This is a genomic window from Fibrobacter sp. UWR3, assembly GCF_900143055.1.
In the GTDB taxonomy this organism is placed as follows: domain Bacteria; phylum Fibrobacterota; class Fibrobacteria; order Fibrobacterales; family Fibrobacteraceae; genus Fibrobacter.
Genome location: NZ_FRCW01000003.1, coordinates 373,279 through 396,924, shown reverse-complemented (window position 1 = coordinate 396,924; position 23,646 = coordinate 373,279). Strand labels below are relative to the sequence as shown.

General features: G+C 57.3%; 17 protein-coding genes. 14 read left to right on the top strand and 3 right to left on the bottom strand.

Going from position 1 to position 23,646, the window contains the following annotated elements; translation table 11 throughout:
• The first annotated feature begins 5 nt into the window (after window positions 1-5).
• The 6 genes from BUA44_RS05725 (at window position 6) to BUA44_RS05700 (ending at window position 7,966) form a co-directional block, all read left to right on the top strand.
• Complete coding sequence (locus tag BUA44_RS05725; RefSeq protein WP_255370471.1) at window positions 6-1,373, top strand: ABC transporter permease subunit; 1,368 nt, start codon at window positions 6-8, stop codon at window positions 1,371-1,373.
• 2 nt (window positions 1,374-1,375) lie between these two features.
• A complete protein-coding gene (locus BUA44_RS05720; RefSeq protein ID WP_072809570.1) occupies window positions 1,376-2,221 on the top strand; it encodes an ABC transporter permease in 846 nt (281 codons plus the stop codon).
• A gap of 11 nt (window positions 2,222-2,232) precedes the next feature.
• Complete coding sequence (locus tag BUA44_RS05715; RefSeq protein WP_072809568.1) at window positions 2,233-3,237, top strand: ABC transporter ATP-binding protein; 1,005 nt, start codon at window positions 2,233-2,235, stop codon at window positions 3,235-3,237.
• Complete coding sequence (locus tag BUA44_RS05710; protein ID WP_072809566.1) at window positions 3,227-4,036, top strand: ABC transporter ATP-binding protein; 810 nt, start codon at window positions 3,227-3,229, stop codon at window positions 4,034-4,036. Before BUA44_RS05715 ends, BUA44_RS05710 begins: the two co-directional genes overlap by 11 nt.
• Window positions 4,037-4,193: 157 nt before the next feature.
• Window positions 4,194-5,996, top strand: coding sequence for a glycoside hydrolase family 9 protein (locus tag BUA44_RS05705; protein ID WP_255370470.1), 1,803 nt, complete (start codon window positions 4,194-4,196; stop codon window positions 5,994-5,996).
• 251 nt (window positions 5,997-6,247) lie between these two features.
• Window positions 6,248-7,966, top strand: coding sequence for a DUF4832 domain-containing protein (locus tag BUA44_RS05700; RefSeq protein ID WP_072809561.1), 1,719 nt, complete (start codon window positions 6,248-6,250; stop codon window positions 7,964-7,966).
• A gap of 59 nt (window positions 7,967-8,025) precedes the next feature.
• Here the strand turns inward: BUA44_RS05700 and BUA44_RS05695 are convergent, their stop codons facing one another.
• The gene (locus tag BUA44_RS05695) at window positions 8,026-9,804 is read right to left on the bottom strand and encodes a protein-disulfide reductase DsbD family protein (RefSeq protein WP_072809675.1); all 1,779 of its coding nucleotides are present in this window, start codon (window positions 9,802-9,804) and stop codon (window positions 8,026-8,028) included.
• A gap of 153 nt (window positions 9,805-9,957) precedes the next feature.
• Between BUA44_RS05695 and BUA44_RS05690 the strand changes: the two genes are divergently transcribed.
• The 4 genes from BUA44_RS05690 to BUA44_RS05675 are packed head-to-tail and all read left to right on the top strand — an operon-like array spanning window position 9,958 to window position 14,508.
• Window positions 9,958-10,521, top strand: a complete 564-nt coding sequence (locus BUA44_RS05690) for an RNA polymerase sigma factor (protein WP_072809559.1) — start codon at window positions 9,958-9,960, stop codon at window positions 10,519-10,521.
• Between the two features lie 49 nt (window positions 10,522-10,570).
• Entirely contained in the window at window positions 10,571-12,685 is a 2,115-nt protein-coding gene (locus BUA44_RS05685) for a T9SS type B sorting domain-containing protein (protein ID WP_072809557.1), read from the top strand.
• A 10-nt stretch (window positions 12,686-12,695) separates the two neighbouring features.
• Window positions 12,696-13,115 (top strand): hypothetical protein, encoded by a 420-nt coding sequence (locus BUA44_RS05680; protein WP_255370469.1) that lies wholly within the window; start codon window positions 12,696-12,698, stop codon window positions 13,113-13,115.
• Between the two features lie 13 nt (window positions 13,116-13,128).
• Window positions 13,129-14,508, top strand: coding sequence for a CCA tRNA nucleotidyltransferase (locus BUA44_RS05675; protein WP_072809553.1), 1,380 nt, complete (start codon window positions 13,129-13,131; stop codon window positions 14,506-14,508).
• A 6-nt stretch (window positions 14,509-14,514) separates the two neighbouring features.
• On the opposite strand, the gene BUA44_RS05670 is transcribed toward BUA44_RS05675, so the two are convergent.
• On the bottom strand, window positions 14,515-15,618 hold the full coding sequence (locus tag BUA44_RS05670) for a glycosyltransferase (RefSeq protein WP_072809551.1): 1,104 nt from the start codon (window positions 15,616-15,618) through the stop codon (window positions 14,515-14,517).
• Between the two features lie 136 nt (window positions 15,619-15,754).
• Here BUA44_RS05670 and lpxA point away from each other — a divergent pair, with 136 nt between their 5' ends.
• Window positions 15,755-16,522 (top strand): acyl-ACP--UDP-N-acetylglucosamine O-acyltransferase, encoded by a 768-nt coding sequence (gene lpxA, locus BUA44_RS05665; RefSeq protein WP_072809548.1) that lies wholly within the window; start codon window positions 15,755-15,757, stop codon window positions 16,520-16,522.
• A gap of 66 nt (window positions 16,523-16,588) precedes the next feature.
• Here the strand turns inward: lpxA and BUA44_RS05660 are convergent, their stop codons facing one another.
• Window positions 16,589-17,767, bottom strand: coding sequence for a glycoside hydrolase family 5 protein (locus BUA44_RS05660; RefSeq protein WP_072809546.1), 1,179 nt, complete (start codon window positions 17,765-17,767; stop codon window positions 16,589-16,591).
• 247 nt (window positions 17,768-18,014) lie between these two features.
• Here BUA44_RS05660 and BUA44_RS05655 point away from each other — a divergent pair, with 247 nt between their 5' ends.
• Genes BUA44_RS05655 through BUA44_RS05645 form a run of 3 tightly spaced genes read left to right on the top strand, consistent with a single transcriptional unit; the run spans window position 18,015 to window position 23,642 of the window.
• Complete coding sequence (locus BUA44_RS05655) at window positions 18,015-18,752, top strand: carbohydrate binding domain-containing protein (protein ID WP_072809673.1); 738 nt, start codon at window positions 18,015-18,017, stop codon at window positions 18,750-18,752.
• Between the two features lie 9 nt (window positions 18,753-18,761).
• Window positions 18,762-21,281 (top strand): hypothetical protein, encoded by a 2,520-nt coding sequence (locus BUA44_RS15620; protein ID WP_178348749.1) that lies wholly within the window; start codon window positions 18,762-18,764, stop codon window positions 21,279-21,281.
• Window positions 21,282-21,326: 45 nt separating this feature from the next.
• On the top strand, window positions 21,327-23,642 hold the full coding sequence (locus tag BUA44_RS05645) for a hypothetical protein (protein WP_072809542.1): 2,316 nt from the start codon (window positions 21,327-21,329) through the stop codon (window positions 23,640-23,642).
• The last annotated feature ends 4 nt before the right edge of the window (window positions 23,643-23,646 follow it).

Genomic DNA, 23,646 nt, shown 5'->3' with positions numbered 1-23,646 from the left:
ATCCTATGCTACGCTATGTCCTGCAGAAGGCATTCTGGTACCTTCTGACGTTTGTCGTAGCGGTTGCAATCAACTTCACCCTGCCGCGCATGGGTGAAAACAACCCCGTCGATATCATCATGGGTAAGGCCGCCCAGGGGCTCTCTCCGGAGCAGGCCAAGCTCAAGAAGGAAACCTTGCTCAAGGCATTCGGCATGGCCGAACTTGACGATCAAGGCAACGTTGTCTATGAACCTGAGGTCGACGAGAACGGCCAGGTCAAGACAGTGAAGGTCCCCAAGCTCGATGAAAGTGGCAAGCCCGTGTTCAGGGTGGTCAAGGACGTCGATGCCGAGGGCAACCCGGTCATGGTCGAACGCCAGAAGGTTGACGAACAGGGCAATCCGGTATTCGAAGAGAAGCCGGTTCTCGACGCGAAGGGCAAGCCCGTGATGGAGAAGGACCCGAAGACCAAGAAGAAGGTCGCGAAGGTCGAGACTGTCGCCGTCATGGAGCAGGTCCAGGCCGAGCATCAGGATACGGTCATGGTTGATCAGGTCGTTCTCAAGACCGACCCGAAACTCGCCTCGGGCATTTCCCAGTTCCTGGTCTATATCAAGAATGTCTTCAAGGGTGACCTCGGCCTTTCTTACAGCCAGTACCCGAAGCCGGTTACCGATATTATCAAGGAATCCCTCCCGTGGACCCTCGCTATCCAGGCCCCGACCATTATCCTCGGCTGGATTGTCGGTAACCTCCTCGGTGCTTTCGCTGCATACAAGCGCGGCATCTTCGACAAGGTGTTCTTCCCGTGCGCCATGTTCCTCAACGGCGTGCCGTTCTTCGTGTTCGGTATGCTCCTGGTGGCGCTCTTCTCCATTACGCTCGGCTGGTTCCCGGCCATGGGCGCCTACAGCCCGGATATTCCGGAACTTACCTTCACCTGGAACAACATCAAGAGCGTCGGGTACTACTACGTGCTCCCGTTCTTCTCTGTGTTCCCGATTCTTCTTTCGGGCCAGGCGACCGGTATGCGTTCCATGTCCATCTACGAACTCGGTACCGACTACATGAAGTACGCGAAGTGGCTGGGCCTCCGTGAAGGCAAGATTATCAGCTACGTGTTCCGTAACGCCATGCTCCCGCAGCTCACTGGCCTTGCCCAGAGCCTCGGTGCGATGGTGGGCGGCGCCCTCATTACCGAAATGATCTTCTCTTACCCCGGCCTCGGTATGGCGATGCTCACCGCCATCCAGCAGAACGACTACGCCACGATTCAGGGCTGCACGCTCATGATTTCGACCTGCGTGCTCGTCGCTAACTTCGCGGTCGACGTTTTGATTGCAATCTTTGACCCGCGCGTCAAGGCCGGTCTCCAGATGGGAGGTAAGTAATCATGGGTAAACTTCTTAGAAATCTTCTCAAGTCCCCGATGTTCGTAATCGGCGTGTCCATCTTTGTGCTGTCGCTTTTGATTGCGCTCTTTGGACCTCTCTTCTATCACGTTGACATCAACGCTCGCGACATGATGGCTGGCCCCTACGCCGGTTCCAGCGCAGACCACCTGCTCGGTACCGACCACCTCGGCCGTGACTACGTGTCGCTCCTGATTGCGGGTCTCCGCTCCTCGCTCTATGTGGGCCTGGTTGCCGGTGTCATCGCTACGACTATTGGTGTGCTTGTCGGCCTGTTCGGCGGTTTCCGTGGCGGCTGGATTGACGAAGTCCTGAACATGCTCACGAATATCTTTATCGTGATTCCGCAGTTCGTGATTCTCGTGCTCATCAGCTCTGCCGTGAAGGATGGCCGTTCGCTCACGCTGATTGGCCTTATCATCGGCCTTACCGCCTGGAGCTGGTCTGCCCGTGCCGTGCGTGCGCAGGCATCCTCCCTGCGTAGCCGCGACCACATCGCGCTCGCCCGCATCAACGGTGCATCGACGCTCACCATCGTGCTGAAGCATGTGCTCCCGTACCTGCTTTCGTACGTGTTCATGGTGTTCATCATGCAGGTGTCCTCGGGTATCCTTTCCGAAGCCTCCATCTCCATGATTGGCCTCGGTCCTCTGGATTCCACTTCCCTCGGTATCATTCTGAACCAGGCGAAGGACAACGGTGCGCTTTCCGGCGGTATCTGGATTGCGTTCCTCCCGGCGACCATCATTATTACTCTCACGGTTTTCGCGCTCTACCTCATCAATACTTCGATGGAAGGCGTGTTTAACCCCAGGCTCCGCAAGTAAGAGGTAACGAAATGGCAGAAAATGTTTTTGAAGTAGATAACCTCAGCCTGTATTACTTGGGCCGCTTCGGCGATAAGACCCATGCCGTGACGAACGTGAGCTTCTCCATGAAGCAGGGCGAAATCCTCGGCATCGCGGGCGAATCCGGATGCGGTAAGTCGACTCTCGTGTCTGGCCTTATGGGCATGTGCATCCCGCCGCTCTACCCCGAAGGCAAGAGCGACGTGCGCGTGTGGAACGGCACCAAGATGGAATCGCTCATGAACCGCAAGGTGGAAGACGTCCGTGCGAACGTCTTGGCCCAGAAGGTCTCGATGATTCCGCAGGGTGCGTTCAACGCCCTGAACCCGGTCCGCAAGATCAAGGACATCGCCGCCGACGTGATTGCCGCTCACCAGCAGCCCGGCAAGAAACTCGACCACAAGGAAATTTACGACCGCCTCTGTGAACGTTTCGACCTGTTCGGAATGGACACGAAGCGCGTGCTCGATTCTTACCCCATCCAGCTGACCGCCGGTGAACGCCAGCGTTCCGTTATCGGTATTTCCACCTTGCTCAACCCGCAGATGGTGATTGCCGACGAACCGACTTCCGCCCTGGACGTTTCGACCCAGAAGGAAGTGATCAAGATGATTTTCGATCTTCTTGACAAGGGTATCTTCAGCACGATGATCTTCATTACCCACGAACTCCCGCTCCTGTACCACGTTGCAGACAACATTGCAATTATGTACGCCGGCGAATTCGTGGAAAAGGGCACTGCGGAACAGGTCGTGAAGGACCCGCGCCATCCGTACACGCAGGCACTCATGGGCGCCATGCTCAGTACCGAGGCAAGCCAGCGTGGCCGCCACCCGGTGGCTATTGAAGGCGCTCCCCCGAGCCTCAAGAACAAGATTGAGGGTTGCCGCTTCGCTCCGCGTTGCAGCAAGGCCAAGGACTGCCCGTTTAAGAAGAACACTCAGAATCTCCGCGTTGTCGGCGATCGTGACGTGAGGTGCGATTATGCTAAGTGATAAGCCCGTTGTTTTCTCTGCCAAGCGCATCAGCAAGGACTTTGGTGCGGGCAAGAGCCTGAAGACCGCCGTGAAGGATGTTTCCTTTGATATCTATGACGAGGAATTCATCTCCATCGTGGGTGGTTCGGGCTGCGGCAAGTCCGTGCTCGCAAAGATCATGCTCGGCCTCTACAAGCCGACGCGTGGCCAGTTCCTTTACCGCGACAAGCCCATCAAGAACCTGAGGGACCACTGGAACGAAGTCCAGTCCGTGTTCCAGGACCCGTTCGGATGCTTCAACCAGTTCTTTACTATCCGTAGCCAGCTGGAAGACGCCCTGAACATCTTGAAGGACAAGCCCTCCAAGGACGAAATCCGCCGCCGCGTGGACGAAGGCCTGATGGCCGTGAACGTGATGCCTGCCGACATCGAAGGCAAGTACCCGTTCGAGCTTTCCGGTGGCCAGATGCAGCGTATGCTTTTGGCCCGTATCTTCGCGCTCCGCCCGAAGGTGCTGATTGCCGACGAAGCTACCTCCATGGTGGACGCCTGCGTGCGTGCAAACATCCTCGATTACCTTCGCAAGTTGAAAGACGAGCTGAAGATGACCGTGGTGTTCGTGACCCACGATATCGGCCTTGCGAACTACGTTAGCGACCGTATCTTCATCATGCACGACGGCAAGATCGTGAACCAGGGTACTCCGGCAGAAGTGCTCGACAACACGACCGAACCGCATACGCTCCGCCTGCTCGACGACATCCCGGAAGTCCACAAGACCGAATGGATCAAGAACAGCCACCGTTCTAAGAAGTAATGGGCGGATGTCATCCTCGCGAAAGCGAGGATCTTGCAAAAGAAAACCCGACTCGCTTGAGCCGGGTTTCTTTTGTTTGGGGAGATGTTTTCACTTGAAAACGGGAAAAGCCCTTGAAACGGTTCCGGTGCCTGGTATTTTTAGGTATATTCTGGGTATGAGTGTATACAAGAATGTATTTGGTGTGCGCGCGGTCGCTGTTGCCGCGCTTTCGTTGTCTGCGGTTTCTGCCTTCGCGGGCCCTCTCGTGAACCAGCTCGGGTTTTACCCCGAAGCCGAGAAGACGGTCGTGTATCCGGGTAACGACGCGAGCGGCCTCGAGGTGCGCGACATGAACGGGAAGACGGTGCTGACCCTCGACGCTCCCGATGTTTATGACTGGGACTACAGCGGCGAGGAGGTGCAGACCTTCGATATCTCTGCTATCAAGACTCCGGGAACCTACCGCCTGTTCCGTGCCGGCGCCTACGTGGGCAACCCGATTGCGGTGGGGAAGGATGTTTACGGCGACCTCGTGAAGGCCGCCCTCAAGTGGTTCTACTACCAGCGTGCAAGCATGCCGCTCGAACCGCAGTACGCGGGCAAGTGGGCGCGCGCCGCGGGCCACATGGATGACAAGGTGATTGTTTACGGGAGCGATGCGGCGACGGCGAAGACGTTTGCCGAGGCGACCGGCGCGAAGAACGTGGCGAAGAACCCGAAGGCGGCCGTATTCAATTCCGCACGCGGCTGGTACGATGCTGGCGACTACGGCAAGTACATCGTGAACTCGGGCATTACCGTGTGGACCCTGCTCGAGATATACGAAAACTTCCCGAAGTATGCGGATTCGCTCTCCTGGAATATCCCGCGGGAATTCGGCAAGCTCCCGCTGCTGCTGGAAGAGGTGCGCTACAACCTGGACTGGATGCTTACCATGCAGGACAAGGACGGCGGCGTTTACCACAAGGTATCTACGCTCAAGTTCTGCGGGAGCGTGCTGCCCGAAGACGATACTGCCCCGCGCTATGCGATTATCAAGAACGTGACCGCGTCGCTCGACTTTGCGGGCGTGATGGCGCAGGCGAGCGTGGTGTACCGCAAGTTCGACAAGGCCTATGCCGACAAGATGCTCAAGGCGGCGGAAAGCGCGTACGCCTGGGCGAAGAAGAACCCGAAGGCATTCTACAAGCAGCCTTCCGACGTGAACACGGGTAGCTATGCGCCCGGTAACGAGGACGGCAAGGACGAGTTCCGCTGGGCCGCTGCCGAACTCTACCGCGCGAAGGCCGCTGCCGGTGCGAAGGGCGACAAGGCTGCCGCCGGTTACCTGAAGGACCTGAAGGGCAACGCGTTTACGGCGAACGGTGCCTGGTGGGGCGACATGAACATGATTGCTGCGTTCCGCGTGGCGCTCGATTCCGCAGTATTCGACAAGGACGTGGTTGCCGCCGCGAAGAAGACCGTGTTGAACGAGGCGAACAACCTGCGTGCCGTGGGCGACACGAGCGCCTACCGCCTGCCCGCCTTCCCGTGGAGCTGGAACTGGGGTAGCAATAGCGCGATGGCGAACAACGGCATGGTGCTGGTGCATGCCTACCTGCTGACGGGCGACAAGAGTTACCTGGATGGCGCGCAGCAGTGCCTTGACTACCTGCTGGGCAAGAACCCGATGGACATTACCTACGTGACAGGATTCGGCTACAGGAGCCCGCGCAATCCGCACCACCGCCCGAGCGAATCGGACTTTGTGGACGACCCCGTGCCGGGAATGCTCGTGGGTGGCCCGCACCTGGGCAAGCAGGACATTAACCTGGATGGCAAGGAACCCTGGAAGTGCCCGAACTATGCCGCCGCCGACAAGCCTGCGCTTGCCTACATCGATGACCGCTGCAGCTACGCGACCAACGAGGTGGCTATCAACTGGAACGCGCCGCTGGCGTACCTGGCCGCCGCGCTTGAGGCGATTTATAACAAGTGACACCCATTCGCTATGCTCAGGGCAGGTTCCGTGTCATCCTGAGTGAAGTGCGAAACACGGAATCGATATATGAAACTTCGCTCTTTAGAGCGTTAGTTGAATTAGGTTCGAAGGAGCAGGATCTATTTAACGGGTAGAACTTAGAAGATTATCATGCCCGGCTTGACCGGACATCTTCTATTTAGAGAAAAAAGAGGTATATTACGGGTATGAGTTCGCCTCATGCCCGTTTTTTTTATTAGGGGGTGTCGATGAAGAAGATTTCTGAGATTACGCGGAATGTCGTGCAGATTGCCGTGATCGGCATATTCTTGTTTGCGACGGTACCGCTCTTTGCGGCTGGCCTTGTGAAGCAGTCTATCGATACGACGGATGCGATGGCGACGCTCGAAAATTTTGACCGCGGGTTCTATACGCCGCAGGTGTTGCATTTAAAACCTTCGGGCGGCAAGCCGATTGAAAAGCCGTATGGCAAGCTGTTGCACTTGCGTGCCGAGATTTCAGAATTCAGCAGCAACGCGTGGCTTTCGATTGACACGACGGGCGGGAAGCGCGATACGGTGCGCGGCGTGAGCCAGGACTTGACCGAGGACGCCCTGAATGTTTTGCAACAGACCTTTGACAACATTCGCGACTTTGGCGGGCACGTAATCGTGCGCATCTGTTACGACCCGTGGTACAATGGCCGTAGCAACGTGACTCCGGCTCACGAGTGGGTACTGAAGCACGTGGAACAGCTCGCTCCTGTGCTCTCGAAGAATACCGACGTAGTCGTGGCGCTCGAGATGGGCATGCACGGCGCCTACGGCGAGATGCATTCCGACACGAGTATCACTTACGACCGCGTTGCAGAAGCGGTGAACCTGATGCTGCGCAACACTCCACCGGAATTGAAAATTCTGACCCGCACAGGAAACTACTCCGCGAAGGTTTTGGGCTTTGACAACTGGGGTGTAGACTTCCATATCGATGGCGAAAAGTTTGCGGAGATTGCGAAGGCGAAGGGTGATACGATGTATCGCGTGGGAATGTTCAACGACGGCTATTTGGGAACGCAGTACGATTACGGCACCTGGGGCGCCGACTGCAAGACTTCTATCTGTCGCGAAGAAGGCGTGGCCTGGCTCGAGAAGTACAGCGTCAACACGCCCTACGGCGGCGAGGCTCTCACAACGGCGAGCGGCTACCAGGTCATCAATACGCCGGAGTTTCTTGCGTACGAGGGTTTCCGCACGCATACGAGTTACCTGAACATCCAGTGGAACAACAACCTGATTGACAGCTGGAAAAAGACGCCCTTCAAGCAGAAGGATTTCGACTATGACCCGGCGCGAGTCGATTCGCTTTCGGGTTTCAAGTACATCAACGACCACCTGGGTTACCGCTTTGTGCTGCGCGAATCGTGGCTGAGCGATACGGTAGGCGCCGACGGAATTTTGCGTGCGAAACTGCGCATCCAGAACGTGGGTTTTGGAAACCTGACGTGGAACGCTCCGGTAAGGCTCGCCGTTTTAGAGGATTTGGAAGGGAGCAATTTGGCCATGTGCCCGATGCCGACTTATTATGAGCTGCCGGACGTTGATTCCCGCAACATCCATAGCCGCACCATCTCTATTGCGGGCGGTGATACCGTGATGACGTTTGACGGAAACAATGAAATTGAAATTTCAACCAAATTAAACCTCAAGGGTAAAGGGAGTTATCAGGTGTACTTGAAAATCGGCAATGTTGAATTCGCCAATCGTGAAGTATCCGGCATGGGGTCTTGCGGCGAAGAACAGCCTGCCGCTTATCTGGGCAAGGTCTATTTTGATGAAAGTGTAACATCGTCCGCAATTCCGCGCGCCCTACAGCCGCGAAACATTCAAAAACAAAACGCCCCCAATGTTCAGAGGGAGCGCAACAGCGTGATTGTCCGTGACGGCGAAAAGCGCTACAAGTTGAACGGCGCGAAGGTTCTCAAAAAGTAAAGCCCGCGGGCATTAAACCTGCGCGGACTTGAAATGCGCGTGTTTTAAATGCGCGGCCGCTACGGAATTGCTTCCAGAATTAGCCCGCTGGTCAGGAGTTCCGGCAGCACGACCTGCTTGCCCTTGTCACCTTTCGGGTAAATCGCGTAGGCGGGCACGCCCGACTTTCCCATGCTGTAGAGCAGTTCGTTCACTTCGGGTGTTTCGCGGGTCCAGTCGGCCTTCATGCGCACGACTCCCGCGCTGTCCAGCTTCTGCAACAGCGCCGGGTCGCTGAGTACTGCGGCCTCGTTCGCCTTGCAGGTAAGGCACCAGTCGGCAGTCGCATCTATGAAGATGGTCCTTCCGGCCTTCGCAAATTCGGCGACGAGCTGCGGGGAGTAGCGGTACCACCCGTCTTCGAGAACCTGCTGTGCCATGCGGGCATTGAAGCGGTCGCTCAGGACTTTTTCGTATTGCGGTGCGGCGAAGGCGAACCAGCCTGTGGCAAGGGCGATGGCCGCCGCAGCAAACAAGACCGCTTCGCGCCAGAACGCAACACCCGGCGGAGCGAACTTCCCGATGATGAAACTGAATACTCCGCTCACGAGGACAATGCCCAGGAATAGTACTACACCCGTGTTGCCTGTCTGCTGGTTCACAATCCACAGGAGCCAAGCGACAGTCGCGAGCAGCAGCACGCCCATCGCCTTCTGGAGTATAACCATCCACTTGCCCGGTTTCGGGAAGACCTTCAGCACGGCGGGGAAGGCGCACACCAGCAGGTAGGGGAGCGCAAGCCCGAGCCCTGCGGCAGTAAAGAACAAGAAGAGTACGGGTGTCGATGCGGTAAACGCAAACCCCATCGCTGTCCCGAGGAAGGGTGCCGAGCACGGCGTGCTCAGCAGCACGAGTAGCGCTCCGGTAAAGAACGCGCCGACAAGCCCGACCTTGTGGCCTGCGGCATCCATGCGCGTTGTGGCGCTACCCGGGAGCCAGACTTCGAACACCCCGAAGAAGCTCATCGCGAATGCGGTGAGGATGACGACCATGAAGGCGATAAACCCTGCGCTCTGGAACTGCATTCCCCAGCCCGCGGCGCCGCCGCCGGCCTTGATGGCGGCTACGATTCCGGCGAGCGCCCAGAAGCTCGCGAGGATGCCTGCGGTCGTCGAAATCCCGAGGGCGACGAGCCTGCTTCGGGACTGCCCTGCCTGCTTTATGAGGCTGAACAGTTTGAGCGAGAGCACCGGCAGTACGCACGGCATGAGGTTCAGGATTATACCGCCAATGAACGCGAAGAACAGCAGGAGCGCCACGGCGGCGGCACCTTCCTTGCCCGCAAGGCCGCCCTGACCCGCAGAGCCGTCGTTACCCGCGGCGTTGTTTAATCCCTGCGCGTCCCCCGCGGAACCGTTTAATCCCGCCCCGTTCCCTTTATCGTTTTTTTTTAAACTGCCTGCGTTCCTTCCGATGCGGATGTCCACGCTCGCGGGCGCAAGGCAGATGGAGTTGTCGCATGCCTGGTAATGGAACGTGGCGTTCGTGGTGAGGGTGTCGTAGCCGTCGGCTACCGCCTTCACGGGAATCTTTATCTGGAAGTGTCCCTTGAACACGAGGTTCTCGAATTCAAGAACCTCGTTGTATTCCTTGATGGGCTCGGGCCACTTGGGCTCGCCGAATTCAATCCCGCGTGCAGCAATCTCGATGGACGAGGGCTTCAGGAATTCGTCGGCCGCGACGTTCGCGTTTACGTGCCAGTTGTCGGGAACTACGATGTCGACGGTGACTTCTGACTTGTCAGAAAGTTTGCCCGCGGAGAACGCCATCGACGCTTCCGGGGGCTCCATCGCGTTCATGTTGAACTCTTGAGCCTGCGTTTTGGTAACAGCTGTTGACAAAACCCCGAAAATGATGGCAAAAAAGCAACGGATTGATGCATAATTTTTTTTTGCCTTGAAAAAAGTATCGATATTCATAAATTTGCTGCTTTCAGTTATGGGTTTGGTCATATGGTTAATCACTTACAGGAAAAAATAGAATTTCGCGAAACGGCAGAAAAGCTCTGGAACCGGCATTCGGAAGAAATCTACACTTTATGTGAGCAAAAATGCGCTACCGCGGAGGAGGCGAGGGACCTTTTCCAGACGGTGGCGCTCAAGTTTTGCGAAAATCTGGGGCGACTCCTGGAACGGGAAGACGTTATGCCCTGGATTATCACCGTCCTGAAGAATTCGCATCTGGACGTGGCGTGGGAGCACTACCGCACAAGGACCATGTCGGCGGTACTCGAGGATTCTCCGGAATACATGCCGTTCAGCGAGGAGGACGCCGCGTTTTATTCTCGACCGGCGACGGTGGAGCAGCGCATGTTCCTCTACAAGACGCTCGGGTTGCTGGGCCCGCTCGAGCGGATGATTCTGGAGATGCGCTACCTCGGCGGATTTTCGATTCACGAACTGAGCTGCATCCTGGGCCTGTCCGAAAACGCCATCCGCAAAAGGCGCCTCTACGCGTTTACCAAGCTCCGCAGATTCTACACGGAAAACGACATCTTGACAAAAATTGCGGAATAAACCGAGTCTATCGCTTTTCTTGCCTGCGATAAATTCGTAATTTTGTACTGTGAAGAATTTCCTTGCAATCCTTGCCCTTTTCGGGTGCCTGTTTCCCGTTTTTGCCAACGAGGAATGGCAGGGCTTTTCGGAGCCTTTCCCCATTAGGCATGTGGTCCGCATCGGCGACGACCTGATGCTCGCTACCGATGGCGGCATGCGTCTCAAGGGCCCGCAAGTCGATGTGCTCTATACTTCCGAGAAGGGGCTGGAAACATCGGCCTTTTCTGCAGTGGCCAACGTGAAGGGTAGCCTGTTTGCCGTTTCGGAATACGGGCTTGTCGCGCGTTACGAGGGCGAACGCTGGAAAGTCGTCAACCGTTCCTACCTTTCGCGCAAGGCCCGCGTCGTTCCCGGCAAGGTCTTTTCTGCAAACAAGTACATCGCGATACTGTTCGAGGACGGGCTCGCCTTTTTCGATACGGAATCCGGCTCGTCGCTCCTCCTGGTCGACCGCGTGGGCGATGTTTCCCTCTCTATTTACCCGCCGCAGGATATTGCGGGCCGTAACGATTCCCTGTTCATCCAGACCATACACGGGATATACGCCCGCAAGATGGACTGGAGTGACCTCTCTCGGGATTTCCGCCTGGTGGATCCGTCCACCTGGGTGCATGTCGAATCCGATGTGTTTGCGAGGGATTCGAAGCACGTGATTGTCGGGGGAGTGTCGCTAACGGATACGCTCCTGTTCAAGTCCGGGGAAAGCCGCATCAACTGGATTCTCGAGGGAGCGAATTTCACGTACCTGGTCGGTTCCGATATCATACTCCGGTACGAAAACGGAGCGCTGGAAGATGTCACGAACTATTCGCTCTATAAGCTCGGGACTGTTTACGAAATCCAGGCGATTCCTGGCGGTGGCGTGTATGCCGTTACTCCCGAGGGTTTTGGCGCCATAAGCGAGGGAACTTTCTGGACCGACGCGATGCTCCTCTTTAGCGGGTTCGGGAACCATTCCGAGGCATTCAGCTACCGCATGAAGGCGCTCTCCATCTTGGACGCGGACCTGATGATGTACCATGCCTGGGGGCAGGGGATGATGATTCTTAAGGAACTGGGCCGTCTCCCTTATTACTTCCTTGCTCCCTGGAAAGAGACGTGCATGGACCAGTATGTCGAGAACTACACGGTTGCGGTCGGGACTGCCGTTGCTCCGGACAAGTCCGGGTTTCTTTCGGCGACGGCAAGGCGCGATGGCACGTACAGCCTTATCTACGTGACCAAGGAAGGCGATGTCAGTTGCGCTACCGGGATAGGCAGCTCGCACCATGTCGGGCCGCTCGTGGCAAGGCAGGAAGGTTCGGACTGGGTAGTGTACGTGTCGGCACGTGAATCCTTCGACGCGTTCTCTACCGGCGCGCTCGATGTAATCCGCTTCCCCTCGCCGTCGATGAACGGCGGGCGCATTGTCGGGGCCACGCTCAAGACGATTCAGAATATCGAGCAGAGGACTCCGGTCGATTTTGCGTTGGACGAAAAGAACAACGTGCTCTGGATGGTTTCGACGACGGATATCGGCTACATGGAACTTGACCAGGATACGATACGCAAGCCCAGCTCTACGAACGGGCTGTCGGGCGCGGAGTATTCCGCCATAGACGTTGACCCGCATGGGAATGTCTGGGTAGGCTCCACCAACCAAGGTGCGTACCGCCTAGAGCGTAAGGGTAAATCTTTTGATACTTTGTCCGTAACTCACTACACGACAAAGAACGGCCTCCTTTCGGACGGGATTCTCGACGTGGCTATAGACAAGGGCCTGGGAATGGCATGGTTCGGTCACGAGAACGGAATTACCCGCTATAGGCGTAACGACTTGCGCGAAACAACGACGTTCATGACGGATTCCGCAGTGGCCAAGGTGAAGGCTTACCCGGTCCCGTTCCGCCCGGGGCAGCACGTGTTCCTGACCATTGACAATATTGCCGAGAATGCTCGCGTGGATATCTATAACCGGGGCGGCTCGCTGATTCGCTCCTTTGTCGGTGACGAGGTCGCCGGCGGGAAGATCGAGTGGACCGGGCAGGGGAAAAACGGCAGGTATGTCGCCCCCGGCGTGTACTACTACGTGGTCAGGACCTCGTCGAAAAAGGAGCGGGGAAAGTTCCTCGTGATTCGCTGACGGAGAATGTATGAAGTCGGTTGCATTTAATTTGTCTGTAGTTTGCGGGATGGCTCTTGTCGCATTGTGCCTGTATGCCTGCGCGGGCGAGCGTCAGGGGCTCGTGTGTTCCGAAATCCAGTACAGGCTCGATACGCAGACGTATTCCCCCGACCAGCGCGCTTATATTGAAGAAGAATTGCGGGTCTGCCGCGAGGAAGAAGCGAAGAAGCGCGGTGCCGATGCGCAGACAAGGCAGGGCATTTACGAACGCTATGCGGCGAGTGGGCAGGCGGACAGCGCTTCTGCCGATTCTGCGAGGGATAACATTTCCGTTTCGGAGGCGCTGAAGGATTCCTCGGGCCAGGAGACGGTGAGCATATACGACCGCTACAAGGCGGTGGATTCTACTGCGGACACGTCCGCTGCCGATGCGGGCAGTTTCCAGTAAGGCGGTCCCGTAGATGGCACGCATCCAGACGCTAGCGGGGGAGTGGTTCGAGCCGGAACTGCCGAACCGTTTATTGAAAATCGCGGGCGATATCCGCGACGCGGGTGGCCGTGCCTTCCTGGTAGGCGGTTGGGTCCGCGATGCCCTCCTGGGCAAGGCCTGCAGGGACTACGATATCGAGGTCTACGACATGGCGCAGGACGCTCTGGTGCCGATTCTTTCGAAGTATGGCCGCACCAATTTGGTCGGGAAAGCGTTCGGGGTGATTCACCTCGCCATGAAGGGGCTGTCGCTCGACTTCTCTTTTCCGCGCACCGAGAGCAAGGTGGGTTACGGGCACCGCGGATTCGTGGTGCATACAGACGAGAAACTCAGTTTCAGGGAGGCCGCCCTCCGGCGCGACTTCACCATCAACGCGATGGGCATGGAATTGCCCGAACTCACGCTCTGCGACCCGTATGACGGCATCGGCGACCTGAAAACGCATACGCTGCGCCATGTGGGCCCGGCATTTGCGGAAGATTCCCTGCGCATATTGCGCGGGGTGCAGTTCGCGAGCCGCTTCGAGTGCACGCTCGCGCCCGAGACTGTTGAACTCTGCCGCACGCTCTCGCTCGACGACCTGAGCGTGGAACGCCTGTTCGAGGAATTCAAGAAGTGGCTCCTCAAACCGGGCAGGCCCTCGCTCGGGCTCCGCGCCTTCCTGGACATAAGGCTCAATGAGTATTTCCCCGAAATCCGCCCGTTCGAGGGCTCCTGGGAGGCTTTGGGCGGCATTCTCGACAAGATGGCGGAACTGCGGGACTCGAATGAGGGTGGCTTAGCACCGCTTACCGATGCCCAGAAAATGGAATTCGCGTTTGCCGCGCTCCTGGCCGGCAGTGCAGGGACTTCACTCAAGTTCCTGGAACGCATCACGAACGAGGTTCACCTGCTGAAGGTCGTGCCGCCGCTCCTGGAAACGTTCTGCACGCTTGACCCGGCTATCGTGCACGATGCCCCCGCACTTCGCCGCCTCGCCGTGAAACTCGGCGGCCTCAAGCTGCTCTGCCTGCTGGTAAAGTGCGCCCCGCGCGGGTTTTACGCCTGCGAAAGTACCGGTGGCACGGATTTTGCAACCACGCAGAACTCAAATTTCGCAACTGCGCAGAACTCGGATTTTGCAACCCTGCAAAACACGGATTTTGCGGCTGCCCTGTGGGATTCCGCCGCCAAATACGGACTGCTCGAATCGGCCCCACAGCCCTTCCTTACGGGCAAGATGCTCCTGGATTTGGGGCTAAAACCCGGCAAGCAGCTGGGCGAGATTATCAAGGCGAGTTTTGAACTGCAACTCGACGGGAAGATTACGAGCGCCGAAGAGGCAATCGCCTGGGCGCGTGGCGTTATCTAGCCTCCGCTATTTCCACCGGAACATTCCGGCGATACCTGCCGGCACGGCGAACACGATCAGCGGAATCTGGATGAACTCGGTCGGGATAAACGCGATCATGCGCCGCTTGGTATGCAACTTCCACGAGGCGGTCATCAGGAACACGAAATCCACGACGATTTTCGGTGCGATGCTGAACGCGCACCACTGCCACGGACAATCCAGGAAAGCCACGCACCAGGGGCTGATGAACATCCAGATGTAGTAAGTGTAGATGAGCGTGAGCAGCAGAACGTACGCCTTGCTCTCGTAGTTCGTGCCGTTGCTGCTCCAGCGGGCGCGCTGGTTGAATAGTTGCTTCCACGTGTTGACCGGTGCGGTCTCTATGACGGCATCCTTGTCGAGGTTGTAGCAGACCTTGGTGCCCGGGACCTTCATCATCTTGTGGATGAGCATGTCGTCGTCGCCGCTCGAAAGGTTGATGAGCTCGCCGAACCCTCCTGCCGCGAAGAACAGCTCCTTCTTGTAGGCAAGGCACGTGGCCGAGGCGATAATCGGGTGCCCCATGCTGAACCCGGCCGCTTCCATCGCGGTGTACCCGAGCGTCTCCAGTTTCTGGTACAGGTGCAACAGGGAATGGTTCCCGCTGTTCTGCTTTGGCCCCTGCACAATGCATATCCCGTCCGTGAACCGGCCCGCCATCGAGGTAATCCAGCTCTTGCGCGGTATGCAGTCGGCGTCAATCGTCAATAGCACATCGTATTTTGCAATTTTGAACGCGCTCTCGAGGGCGCGCTTCTTGGGGCTTGCGATTACGGGCAGGTCGGGCGAAAGGCTGAGCACGCGGAACTTCGGGTGCGTCGCGGCGAACTTCTCGAGAATCTCGCGGGTACGGTCCGTCGAGCGGTCGTCCACGCAGATGACTTCCCATTCGCCTACGTAGTCCTGCGCGGCGAGGGCTTCCAGTGTACGCTCGGCAAACTCTTCCTCGTTACGCATCGGGACAACCACCGAAACGCTCGGGGTCGCCTTTGGCCCCCTGTAACGGTGTGTACGGGTAACACCTATTATGAAGAATAGGAACAGCAGCACGTAAAGTGCCGTGAGACATGCGACAATGATACCGCCCATATGGACAAAGTTAGAAAAAGAATGTGGTCATTAGTCACTAGTCATTGGTCATTGGTTCTTATAATAGTACCTAGATGATTTTTTTTGCTAATAACTAACAACTAATGACTAACAACTAATTACTAAATTGTAGTCCATGATTCACCCGTCCGCATTTGTGAGCCCGCAGGCAAAAGTCCACGAAACAGCCGTCATCGGCCCGTGGTGCATCGTGGATTCCGGCGTGGAAATAGGGGAGGGCGTTGTCCTGGAATCCCGCGTGCATGTGTATGGAGGCGTCTCCATCGGAAAGGATACGCACGTGTTTGACGGGGCTATCCTCGGCGCTCCCCCGCAGGATTTGAAATATGCGGGCGAACCGACTCGCGTGAGCATCGGCGAAGGCTGTACGCTGCGCGAATACGTGACGGTCAACCGCGGCACGGCTCAGGGTGGCGGCTGCACGCGTATTGCGGACAAGGTATTGATTATGGCGTATTCGCACATCGCCCACGATTGCGATATCCGCGAAGGTGTCGTCATCGCGAACGGCTGCCAGATAGGCGGCCACGTGCGCATCGGCGAGTACGCGACCCTCGGGGGCGTTACAGGGATCCAACAGCGTAACCAGGTGGGCGCCTACGCGTTCGTGGGCGGCACGCACAAGGTGGACCGCGATGTTCCTCCCTGCACCAAGGCGTGCGGGAACCCCATCCGCTACGGCGGGCTCAACCTGCATGCGCTCCGCCTGCATCCCGATTTGTTCCCCGAGGCCCGCGTTGAAGCGCTTTCCCGCGCCTATCGCGAACTCTACCGTAGCGGTCGTCCTGTGGCCGAGATAATCGAGGAATTGAAAAAAGGCCCGGAACCTCTGTTCCAAGCCTTTTTCGATGAGCACTGGGGCGGTTCTCTCGTCCGGCCGTAACCATTCGATGGTTTGCAACTTTTTTTTACAAGAAATCTTTGCAATAGATTCTAGAACAAATTAAAACTAGATTGCCGGGAAGGCCTTTACGGTATAGGCGTCAAAGACCTTTTTCATCTCGGGGAACCAGTCGCCTGCATCCTGGTCGTATGCCTGGAACCCGCTCGTCTTTCCGTAGGCCCAGTAGTGCCAGCTGATGCCGTATTTCTCGGCTGCCCTGATGACGTAGTCGGCCCACTGCGCGCGGGAGGCTTCGCTCGGCGCTTCGGTTGCGCATTTCGACCCGGTACGGCCGATGGCGCCGAACTCGCCCAGGTTCATGGGAACCCCGTGCACTCCGTCCACGTCGGGGAAGTACGCGATGGCGCTATCCACGTATGCCTTGAAGTCTTTCGCAATCTTGCTCAGGTCCGATCCGGTAATTCCCGTTCCGCAGGGGTACATGGTAGCGGTGCCCTGGTGCGTGTATCCGTAGGGCTCGTAGTAGTGCCCGCTCACGATGATGTTGCCGTCGTCCTTGGGAAGGTCGAGTTTCTTGATTTCGGCGAACTTGGAGTAGCCGTTCCCCTCGAACATGATGGTCTTTGTCGGGGCCACCGCGCGGATGGCGTTGTAGGATGCCGTCATGATTTCGTTCACCGTGGAGCTCTTCTTGATATCGTGCGGTTCGTTCATGATTTCGAACACAATCATGTCGTCCGGGATGCTGTTCAGGGCTGCCGCCACCTGCGTCCACATGGTGACGAACTTCTGCAGTTCCGCCTGGAACGATTCCGGGTCGTTCTCGACGTTTGCCGCGGCGTTGTTCATGTCCTGGTGGTGGTGGAAGTTGACGATAACGGGCATGCCGAGGCTGTTCGCAAGCTGGATGTCTTCCTTGACTCCGGCGAGGCGCTGCGGGTCGATGGTGTTCGCGATGTCGACGTCGCTTTCCCAGCGTACGGGAATGCGCACGGAGTTGAATCCGGCGGCCTTCACTATCTGGAGGTCCTCGTCCTTGAGGCAGTTGCCCCACCCGCAGTCGGCGTTTGCTCCGGTACCCGTGGATTCCCACGAGTTGCCCATGTTGATGCCGCGCCCGAGCCTCTGGTTCATGGCGCGGCCCTTGGAGTAGTCGACCTTCGTGCGGTTGAGCCCGCTTCCGTTGCCGTCTTCGTCGGCCTTGTTCAATCCGCTGTCGCCGGAAGAACAGCTGGCCAGGAGGAACGCTGCGGTAATGGGGGCTAGAAACTTGAAAAACTTCATGGGAAACCTTCCGGTTGCTGTTTACATGGATAATTTAGACATATTTATGGCCGAAGATTGCTTTTTTTTTAATAATTCGGTTACTTGGGTAAACGTGTGATTTTCGTCAAAAATGCGAAAATTAGCGATTTTGGGTACATTTTGCCCCGTTTGGGTACATCTGTAAACCCATTTTGTTTTTTTTCGAAAAACAACCCCCTAAAAACAAGTTATATTGTTGCCATTGAATTTGGAGATCTTGTATCTTATGAAATCACATCTGCAGACCATCATCTGGAAGTGTGCCGTGGGCTCACTCCTTCTTGCGTCTTTCTCCTTTGCTTCTTTCAGCGATTACAGGGATAGGGACAATTCCCGCTTCGTCACGCGCGAGGCCAAACCCTTCCGTCCGGACAAGGACGTGGTAAGCGTCGTTATGCGCGAAGCCATTCCCCGCGGCGGTGGATACACCTACCAGTACCCGCGCGAGAACCCCGAACCGATTCTCACCGACAAGTACGCCATGGAAGGCGCTCTTTCCATGGAAATCGAGCTTATCGCGAGCGACTACTCCGGCGTGGCCATCTGTATCGCCGGTTCCGTGGACCTGACCCCGTACCTGGAAGAAGGTGTCCTCGAGTTCTGGATCAAGGGCGACAAGGGTGGCGAAAACGCACTGTTCGTGCTCGTCGATGACGGCGTGAAGAGCAACGGCGAATCCCTGCAGGTGAAGCTCCGCTCCAAGAGCCTTGGTGAAATTACCACGGAATGGAAGCATTTCAGCATCCCGCTCAAGCTGTTCGGCATGACGGGTGTGTACTGGGATGCGAAGAACACGCGTGAAGTCATGCTCCCGTTCGCCTGGTCGAACTTCAAGGGTTTCCGTCTTGAAGTCCGCAAGGACGAGAACGAGGCCTTCAAGGTCTGGATTGACGATATCGTAATCAAGAAGCAGGGCAAGGCCTACGAAGGCCCGTCCAACTACCCGTTCCGCAACGCAATTTAAGAGGTCCCCATGCGCAAATTACCGTTACTCTTTACGACTTTGCTTTGCACTTCCCTTGCCTTTGCCCAGGAGGAGGAATCCCCCGAGGCAAGCGCACCTGAAACTGAGGCCGTGGAAGAATCCGCCCCTGCCGAAGAGGCCGCTCCTGTAGAGGAAGCCGCCGCTGAGGAATCTGCCCCTGCCGAAGAAGCCGCTCCCGCCGAGGAGGCCCCTGTAGAGGAGGCCGCCGCCGAGGAACCCGCTGCCGAAGAGACTGCTGCAGCCGAACCGGCACCCGAGGAAGCCCCCAAGAAGGAATTTGCATCTGCCGCTCCGGTGGCCGGTCCTTCTCCCGTGGTCGGCGCTCCGGCGACGCTTTCTGCCGACGAGCAGATGAACACCATCGAGAACAACCTGGATGGCATCGCCGAGAACCTCGAATCCACCATGATGGGCAAGGATGACGCGCCCCTCGCGGTTTCGGGCTTCATGGCCTTCCGCCTCAAGAACTTCAGCTATCCCGATGCTCCGGCCCTCCTTGCCTCCGACAAGGCGCGCCTCGCTGTCGACGCTATCTTCAAGGCGAACGTCGTCGCCATGCCGAACTCCTACATGACCCTCTGGACGAACTTCACCTTCCCGTTCGACCTCTCGGGCCTGTTCAGCAACAACCTGGGTTCCCAGCCGACCGCCGTGCCCACCTCTAACGAGCGCGTGCTGTTCGACCACTCCACCGACTACTACTCCTCCACTGTCGATGAAGAAATGAACTTCGGTATCGACATCCGCGCGGGCGTCTTTGGCGCCTACGTTACGGCGGGTGGCGTTATCTGGGCGAACTCTTCTCCCCTTACCATGTGGGAACGCGAAACCATGCCGCGCTTCGCCTGGGTGTACGAAACCTTCGAAGACGAAAAGACTGTGAGCACCTACTACAAGGAAAAGGTCTTCAAGCCGGTGAAGGAAGGCGGCCGCGCCTTCTGGACCAACCGCTCCTTCGGTGGCGTGTTCGTGAGCGCCTACCAGCTGCCCTTCGACATGACCGCCCAGGCGATGGTGTCGCAGCCTGCCGACATGGACGTGGGTACCCGCGACGGTCTGCGTATGTACGGTGGCCAGCCGGGCGAACTTGAAATGTCCGGTGACTACGACCTGCGCGGTGCCGTGTACCATGGCCGCCTCGCCAAGAACAAGATTGCGGACAACCTCTCGGTCGGCCTCAACTACATGGGCGTCGTGTTCGACGAGGCCGTTATCTACGAGCCTGAATTCTACGGCCAGTACAACGCCCTGAGCGTTGACCCGTACGTTATGAATACGCACGTTGCCTCCATTGACTTCAAGGGCAACATCACTCCGAAGTTCTACTTGATGGCCGATGTGGCCTTGAGCATGACCGACTCGCTCAAGTTCTACAAGGCTACCGGCGCAAAGGATATTTCCGGCTACGAGAAGGGCTCCTACGATACCGAATGGAGCACCCCGCAGGTCGGTGTGTACGTGAAGGCCCAGAGCAAGTACCTCGAAGGCTGGCCGATGACCCTCGAGGCCATCTTCCTCCCGAAGGACTTCTACTCTCCGTTCTCCATGAGCAACCCCTCCCGCTTCCTCGCCTGGCGCAAGGATGAATTCGCCCTCAACTCCGGTTCTATGCGCTATGCTCCTAACATGGCGGGTATCAACCTGAAGATCGAACCCGAATTCAACCGCGGTCACCTGGACATCCAGTACGGCCTGCACAGCCAGATCGAAGACGGCGACGACGTGCTCCTCTTCAACTACCGCCTGAACGGCCGTAACCTCTGGGAATCCACGAACTCCTGGACCAAGCACAAGCCGCTCTTCTGGGCGGACTCCGGTAACGCGGGCGCCCGCGCCAACGGCTATATCGAACGTGCCGGTGTGCTCACTCCGGGTGTCGGCGTCAAGATGACCCGTCAGCAGGGTGGCCTCCGTGGCGGTACCTGGGAAATGTGGGAAACCTTCGTCGCCTACGAAGACGCGAAGCAGATCCAGGATACGGTTATCCCGAGCCACACCAAGTGGTCCAGCTACCTCTCCCTCGCGGGCGGTTACGATATCGGCCACTGGTTCGGTACCGAAAAGAACATCGTGATGAGCGGCTACGCCTCCATCTCCGGTGTCTCGAAGACGATTGCCCCGCTTGCCTACAGCGAATCCCAGAGCGACATGCTCCTGTGGAGCTTCTACGGCCAGCTTGAACCGGCTATCGCCCTCACGCCGACCTTCCACCTCGTGGGTATCCTCGGCCTCGAAACGTTCCGTTCTGAATACGGCTACATCATCGACTACGCGACGAACACCATCGCGAAGACGAAGCCCTACTTCAACGACGTCTCTACGATGTACTTCCGCAAGGCCCCGATTAACTACCTCGAAACGGCCCTCGGTCTCGGTTTCGACTGGAACTTTGCTGATCGTGCCGGTATCCACTTCCGTTACAAGTGGGCTACACACTCCGACGAGACGGAACCTGATAATGACTGGACCGGTCATTACATTACCGCCGAAACTAAAGTATGGTTCTAATGGAGGCGCGATAAGAGTATGAATTTCAATAAAAGTGCTTCAAAAATGATTACTAGAACTTTGACAGCCCTTGCGCTTTCGACCGGAGTCGCTGCCGCATCCGTGGCCGACAACCAGGAAATGCTCGCAAGCAAGGTGGATTCCGCCAATGCCCATCGCGGGCTCGAAGTGACCGGTGCCGTTCGCGGTGTCGCGCAGGCATCTTACTTCAATACCGACCAGGATACGTACGGCAAGAACATCATGCCCGATACCGAAAGGGACGAGTTCGTGAACGCCGACTTCAACTTCGGCTTCCGCCCCTGGGAAAGCGTCCGTGCGAATGCGATGCTGCGCCTTTACGCGGGCATGCAGGACTACTTCGCTTCTGCGGCAAAGATTATCGAGGTGCCCTGGCTCAATGTCGAAGGCCAGATTGGCAACAACTTCTACTGGGTTGTGGGTGACTTCCGCCAGCAGTACTCTCCGCTTACGTTGTTCGCCCCGGATGTGGACATCATGTACGAACCCCAGGTGTTCGCCCGCAAGCGCCACATGGCCGAAAAGCAGCAGCTGCTCGAGGGCAACCAGCGTAACCTCCAGGGTGTGAACCTGCAGTTCCGCGCCGACCTGAACGATATCTTCGGCCAGGTGCGTGTGGAAGGCCTCTTCGCCCGCGTGAACCGTGCGCAGATGCTCGACCTCTCCGGTGCGGAAGGCAACATCCTCCCGAACGACTCGGTGCCGGGTGCTACGCAGGCCGCCAACACCGACAAGTTCCTCTTGGCAGGTAACCTGGAACTCCTCCCGCTGAAGAAGAACGCCTACTTGGGCGGTACCATGATGTACATCTTCGACAACGAGGATTCCTACACGTACACCTACCGCTACTTCGACCCCGACCAGGACGGCCAGCTTACGACCGACCCGACGAAGGATCTCCTTATCTCTGATATCAACCCGTTCGAGCTTGACCCGCAGAAGACGCTTATCCTCGCGGGCCGCGTGGGTGGCGACGTTGCCGGCATGATGAACAACAAGAACCTCATCTTGGATGCTACGGCAGAATTCGCCATGTCGATGGACGACAACTACAAGAGAGAACTGAGCTTTGTCTACACGACGGCCGACGATCCGGCGGCTCTCGGAATTGACATGGACGCTGACGGCGTTCTCGAATACATCGTGGTTGACGAGACGGGCAATGCGGTAGTCAAGAATGTTTCCGAGAAGGAAACCAAGAGCGGCGTGGCCCTCAACGCCACCCTCAATGCCGGTTACAAGACCGACTCCTGGGGCGTGCGCCTGGTGGGCGATGTGGTGTTCAACGACAGCCTCTGGTTCAACAACCTTGCCCAGTCGCCCAAGTTCTTCGCGCAGCGCGTGCAGAATTCCGACTACGACGGCGAGACTGTGAAGTACAGCGTGAACTCCCCGCTCTACACCACGTTCGACGCTCTCTACAACTTTGCGCCGAAGTTCTCCCCGGTTGCCCGTTCCCTCAAGACGGACGACAACGCGTTCAAGAACAAGGGCCAGTCCGACAGCTACAACATCGCCCCGTACAACAAGAACTCCTGGACGGGTAACGTTTACTCGAAGGCCCAGATCGCCCTCCTGAATGCGATGGCCGACCCTGCAATCCAGATGGTGCTCCCGAACGGCAAGGCGACCGCCAACCGTGAAGGTGGCCGTGCAACCGTGATTGCCAACGCAGGTGACTGGCTCGAAGCCCAGGGCCTGTTCGGCATCTACACGCAGGTGTCCCCGCTCTTCGGGTTTACCGATGTTTCTTATACGGAATACGGTGGCGGCCTGAAGGTGGACGTGTTCAAGGTTCTCGGTTTCTCGAAGCCGCTCGAAATCTCGGGCTCCTTCAAGCATACCGAACGTACGATGGATTTCGACCCGACGGTCGGCCGCATGGACCTCTCCGCCGATGGCATTACGCCCGCCGTGCTTGACGGCACTGCCGAAATGAAGACGGACTTCATCAACGCCGGCATCTACGTGCAGTACCTGCCGCGCCTGGGCATTACCGCCGGCTTCCAGATGATCAACATGGAACTGAACGATGGCCAGCAGAAACAGTCCCAGGTTGAATACGCTCCTATCGCTATGACGGCCCCGATGGTCAAGGGCAAGCAGATGCAGTGGATGGTCGGTCTCGACTACACGCTCGACAAGAACGCTTGGCTCTCCCTGAATTTCGGTATGGTTACGGTTGAGAATACCTACAATACCGCCCTCGGTGACCCGGATGCTGCTGTGAACCTGCCTGTTTATGCGGAGAACGTGAAGGGGGATGCCGGTTGGCCGACCGAGTTCACCAGCAAGTTCTCACAAACTATTGTTGAAGCCTCCATTAACGTGGAATTTTAATGGG

Coding starts and splice junctions, on each gene's coding strand:
- BUA44_RS05715 (WP_072809568.1), top strand. CDS start 2,233: ATGGCAGAAAATGTTTTTGAAGTAGATAACCTCAGCCTGTATTACTTG.
- BUA44_RS05690 (WP_072809559.1), top strand. CDS start 9,958: ATGGTTAATCACTTACAGGAAAAAATAGAATTTCGCGAAACGGCAGAA.
- BUA44_RS15620 (WP_178348749.1), top strand. CDS start 18,762: ATGCGCAAATTACCGTTACTCTTTACGACTTTGCTTTGCACTTCCCTT.
- BUA44_RS05710 (WP_072809566.1), top strand. CDS start 3,227: ATGCTAAGTGATAAGCCCGTTGTTTTCTCTGCCAAGCGCATCAGCAAG.
- BUA44_RS05670 (WP_072809551.1), bottom strand. CDS start 15,618: ATGGGCGGTATCATTGTCGCATGTCTCACGGCACTTTACGTGCTGCTG.
- BUA44_RS05655 (WP_072809673.1), top strand. CDS start 18,015: ATGAAATCACATCTGCAGACCATCATCTGGAAGTGTGCCGTGGGCTCA.
- BUA44_RS05680 (WP_255370469.1), top strand. CDS start 12,696: ATGAAGTCGGTTGCATTTAATTTGTCTGTAGTTTGCGGGATGGCTCTT.
- lpxA (WP_072809548.1), top strand. CDS start 15,755: ATGATTCACCCGTCCGCATTTGTGAGCCCGCAGGCAAAAGTCCACGAA.
- BUA44_RS05660 (WP_072809546.1), bottom strand. CDS start 17,767: ATGAAGTTTTTCAAGTTTCTAGCCCCCATTACCGCAGCGTTCCTCCTG.
- BUA44_RS05645 (WP_072809542.1), top strand. CDS start 21,327: ATGATTACTAGAACTTTGACAGCCCTTGCGCTTTCGACCGGAGTCGCT.
- BUA44_RS05675 (WP_072809553.1), top strand. CDS start 13,129: ATGGCACGCATCCAGACGCTAGCGGGGGAGTGGTTCGAGCCGGAACTG.
- BUA44_RS05695 (WP_072809675.1), bottom strand. CDS start 9,804: ATGAACGCGATGGAGCCCCCGGAAGCGTCGATGGCGTTCTCCGCGGGC.
- BUA44_RS05705 (WP_255370470.1), top strand. CDS start 4,194: ATGAGTGTATACAAGAATGTATTTGGTGTGCGCGCGGTCGCTGTTGCC.
- BUA44_RS05725 (WP_255370471.1), top strand. CDS start 6: ATGCTACGCTATGTCCTGCAGAAGGCATTCTGGTACCTTCTGACGTTT.
- BUA44_RS05700 (WP_072809561.1), top strand. CDS start 6,248: ATGAAGAAGATTTCTGAGATTACGCGGAATGTCGTGCAGATTGCCGTG.
- BUA44_RS05720 (WP_072809570.1), top strand. CDS start 1,376: ATGGGTAAACTTCTTAGAAATCTTCTCAAGTCCCCGATGTTCGTAATC.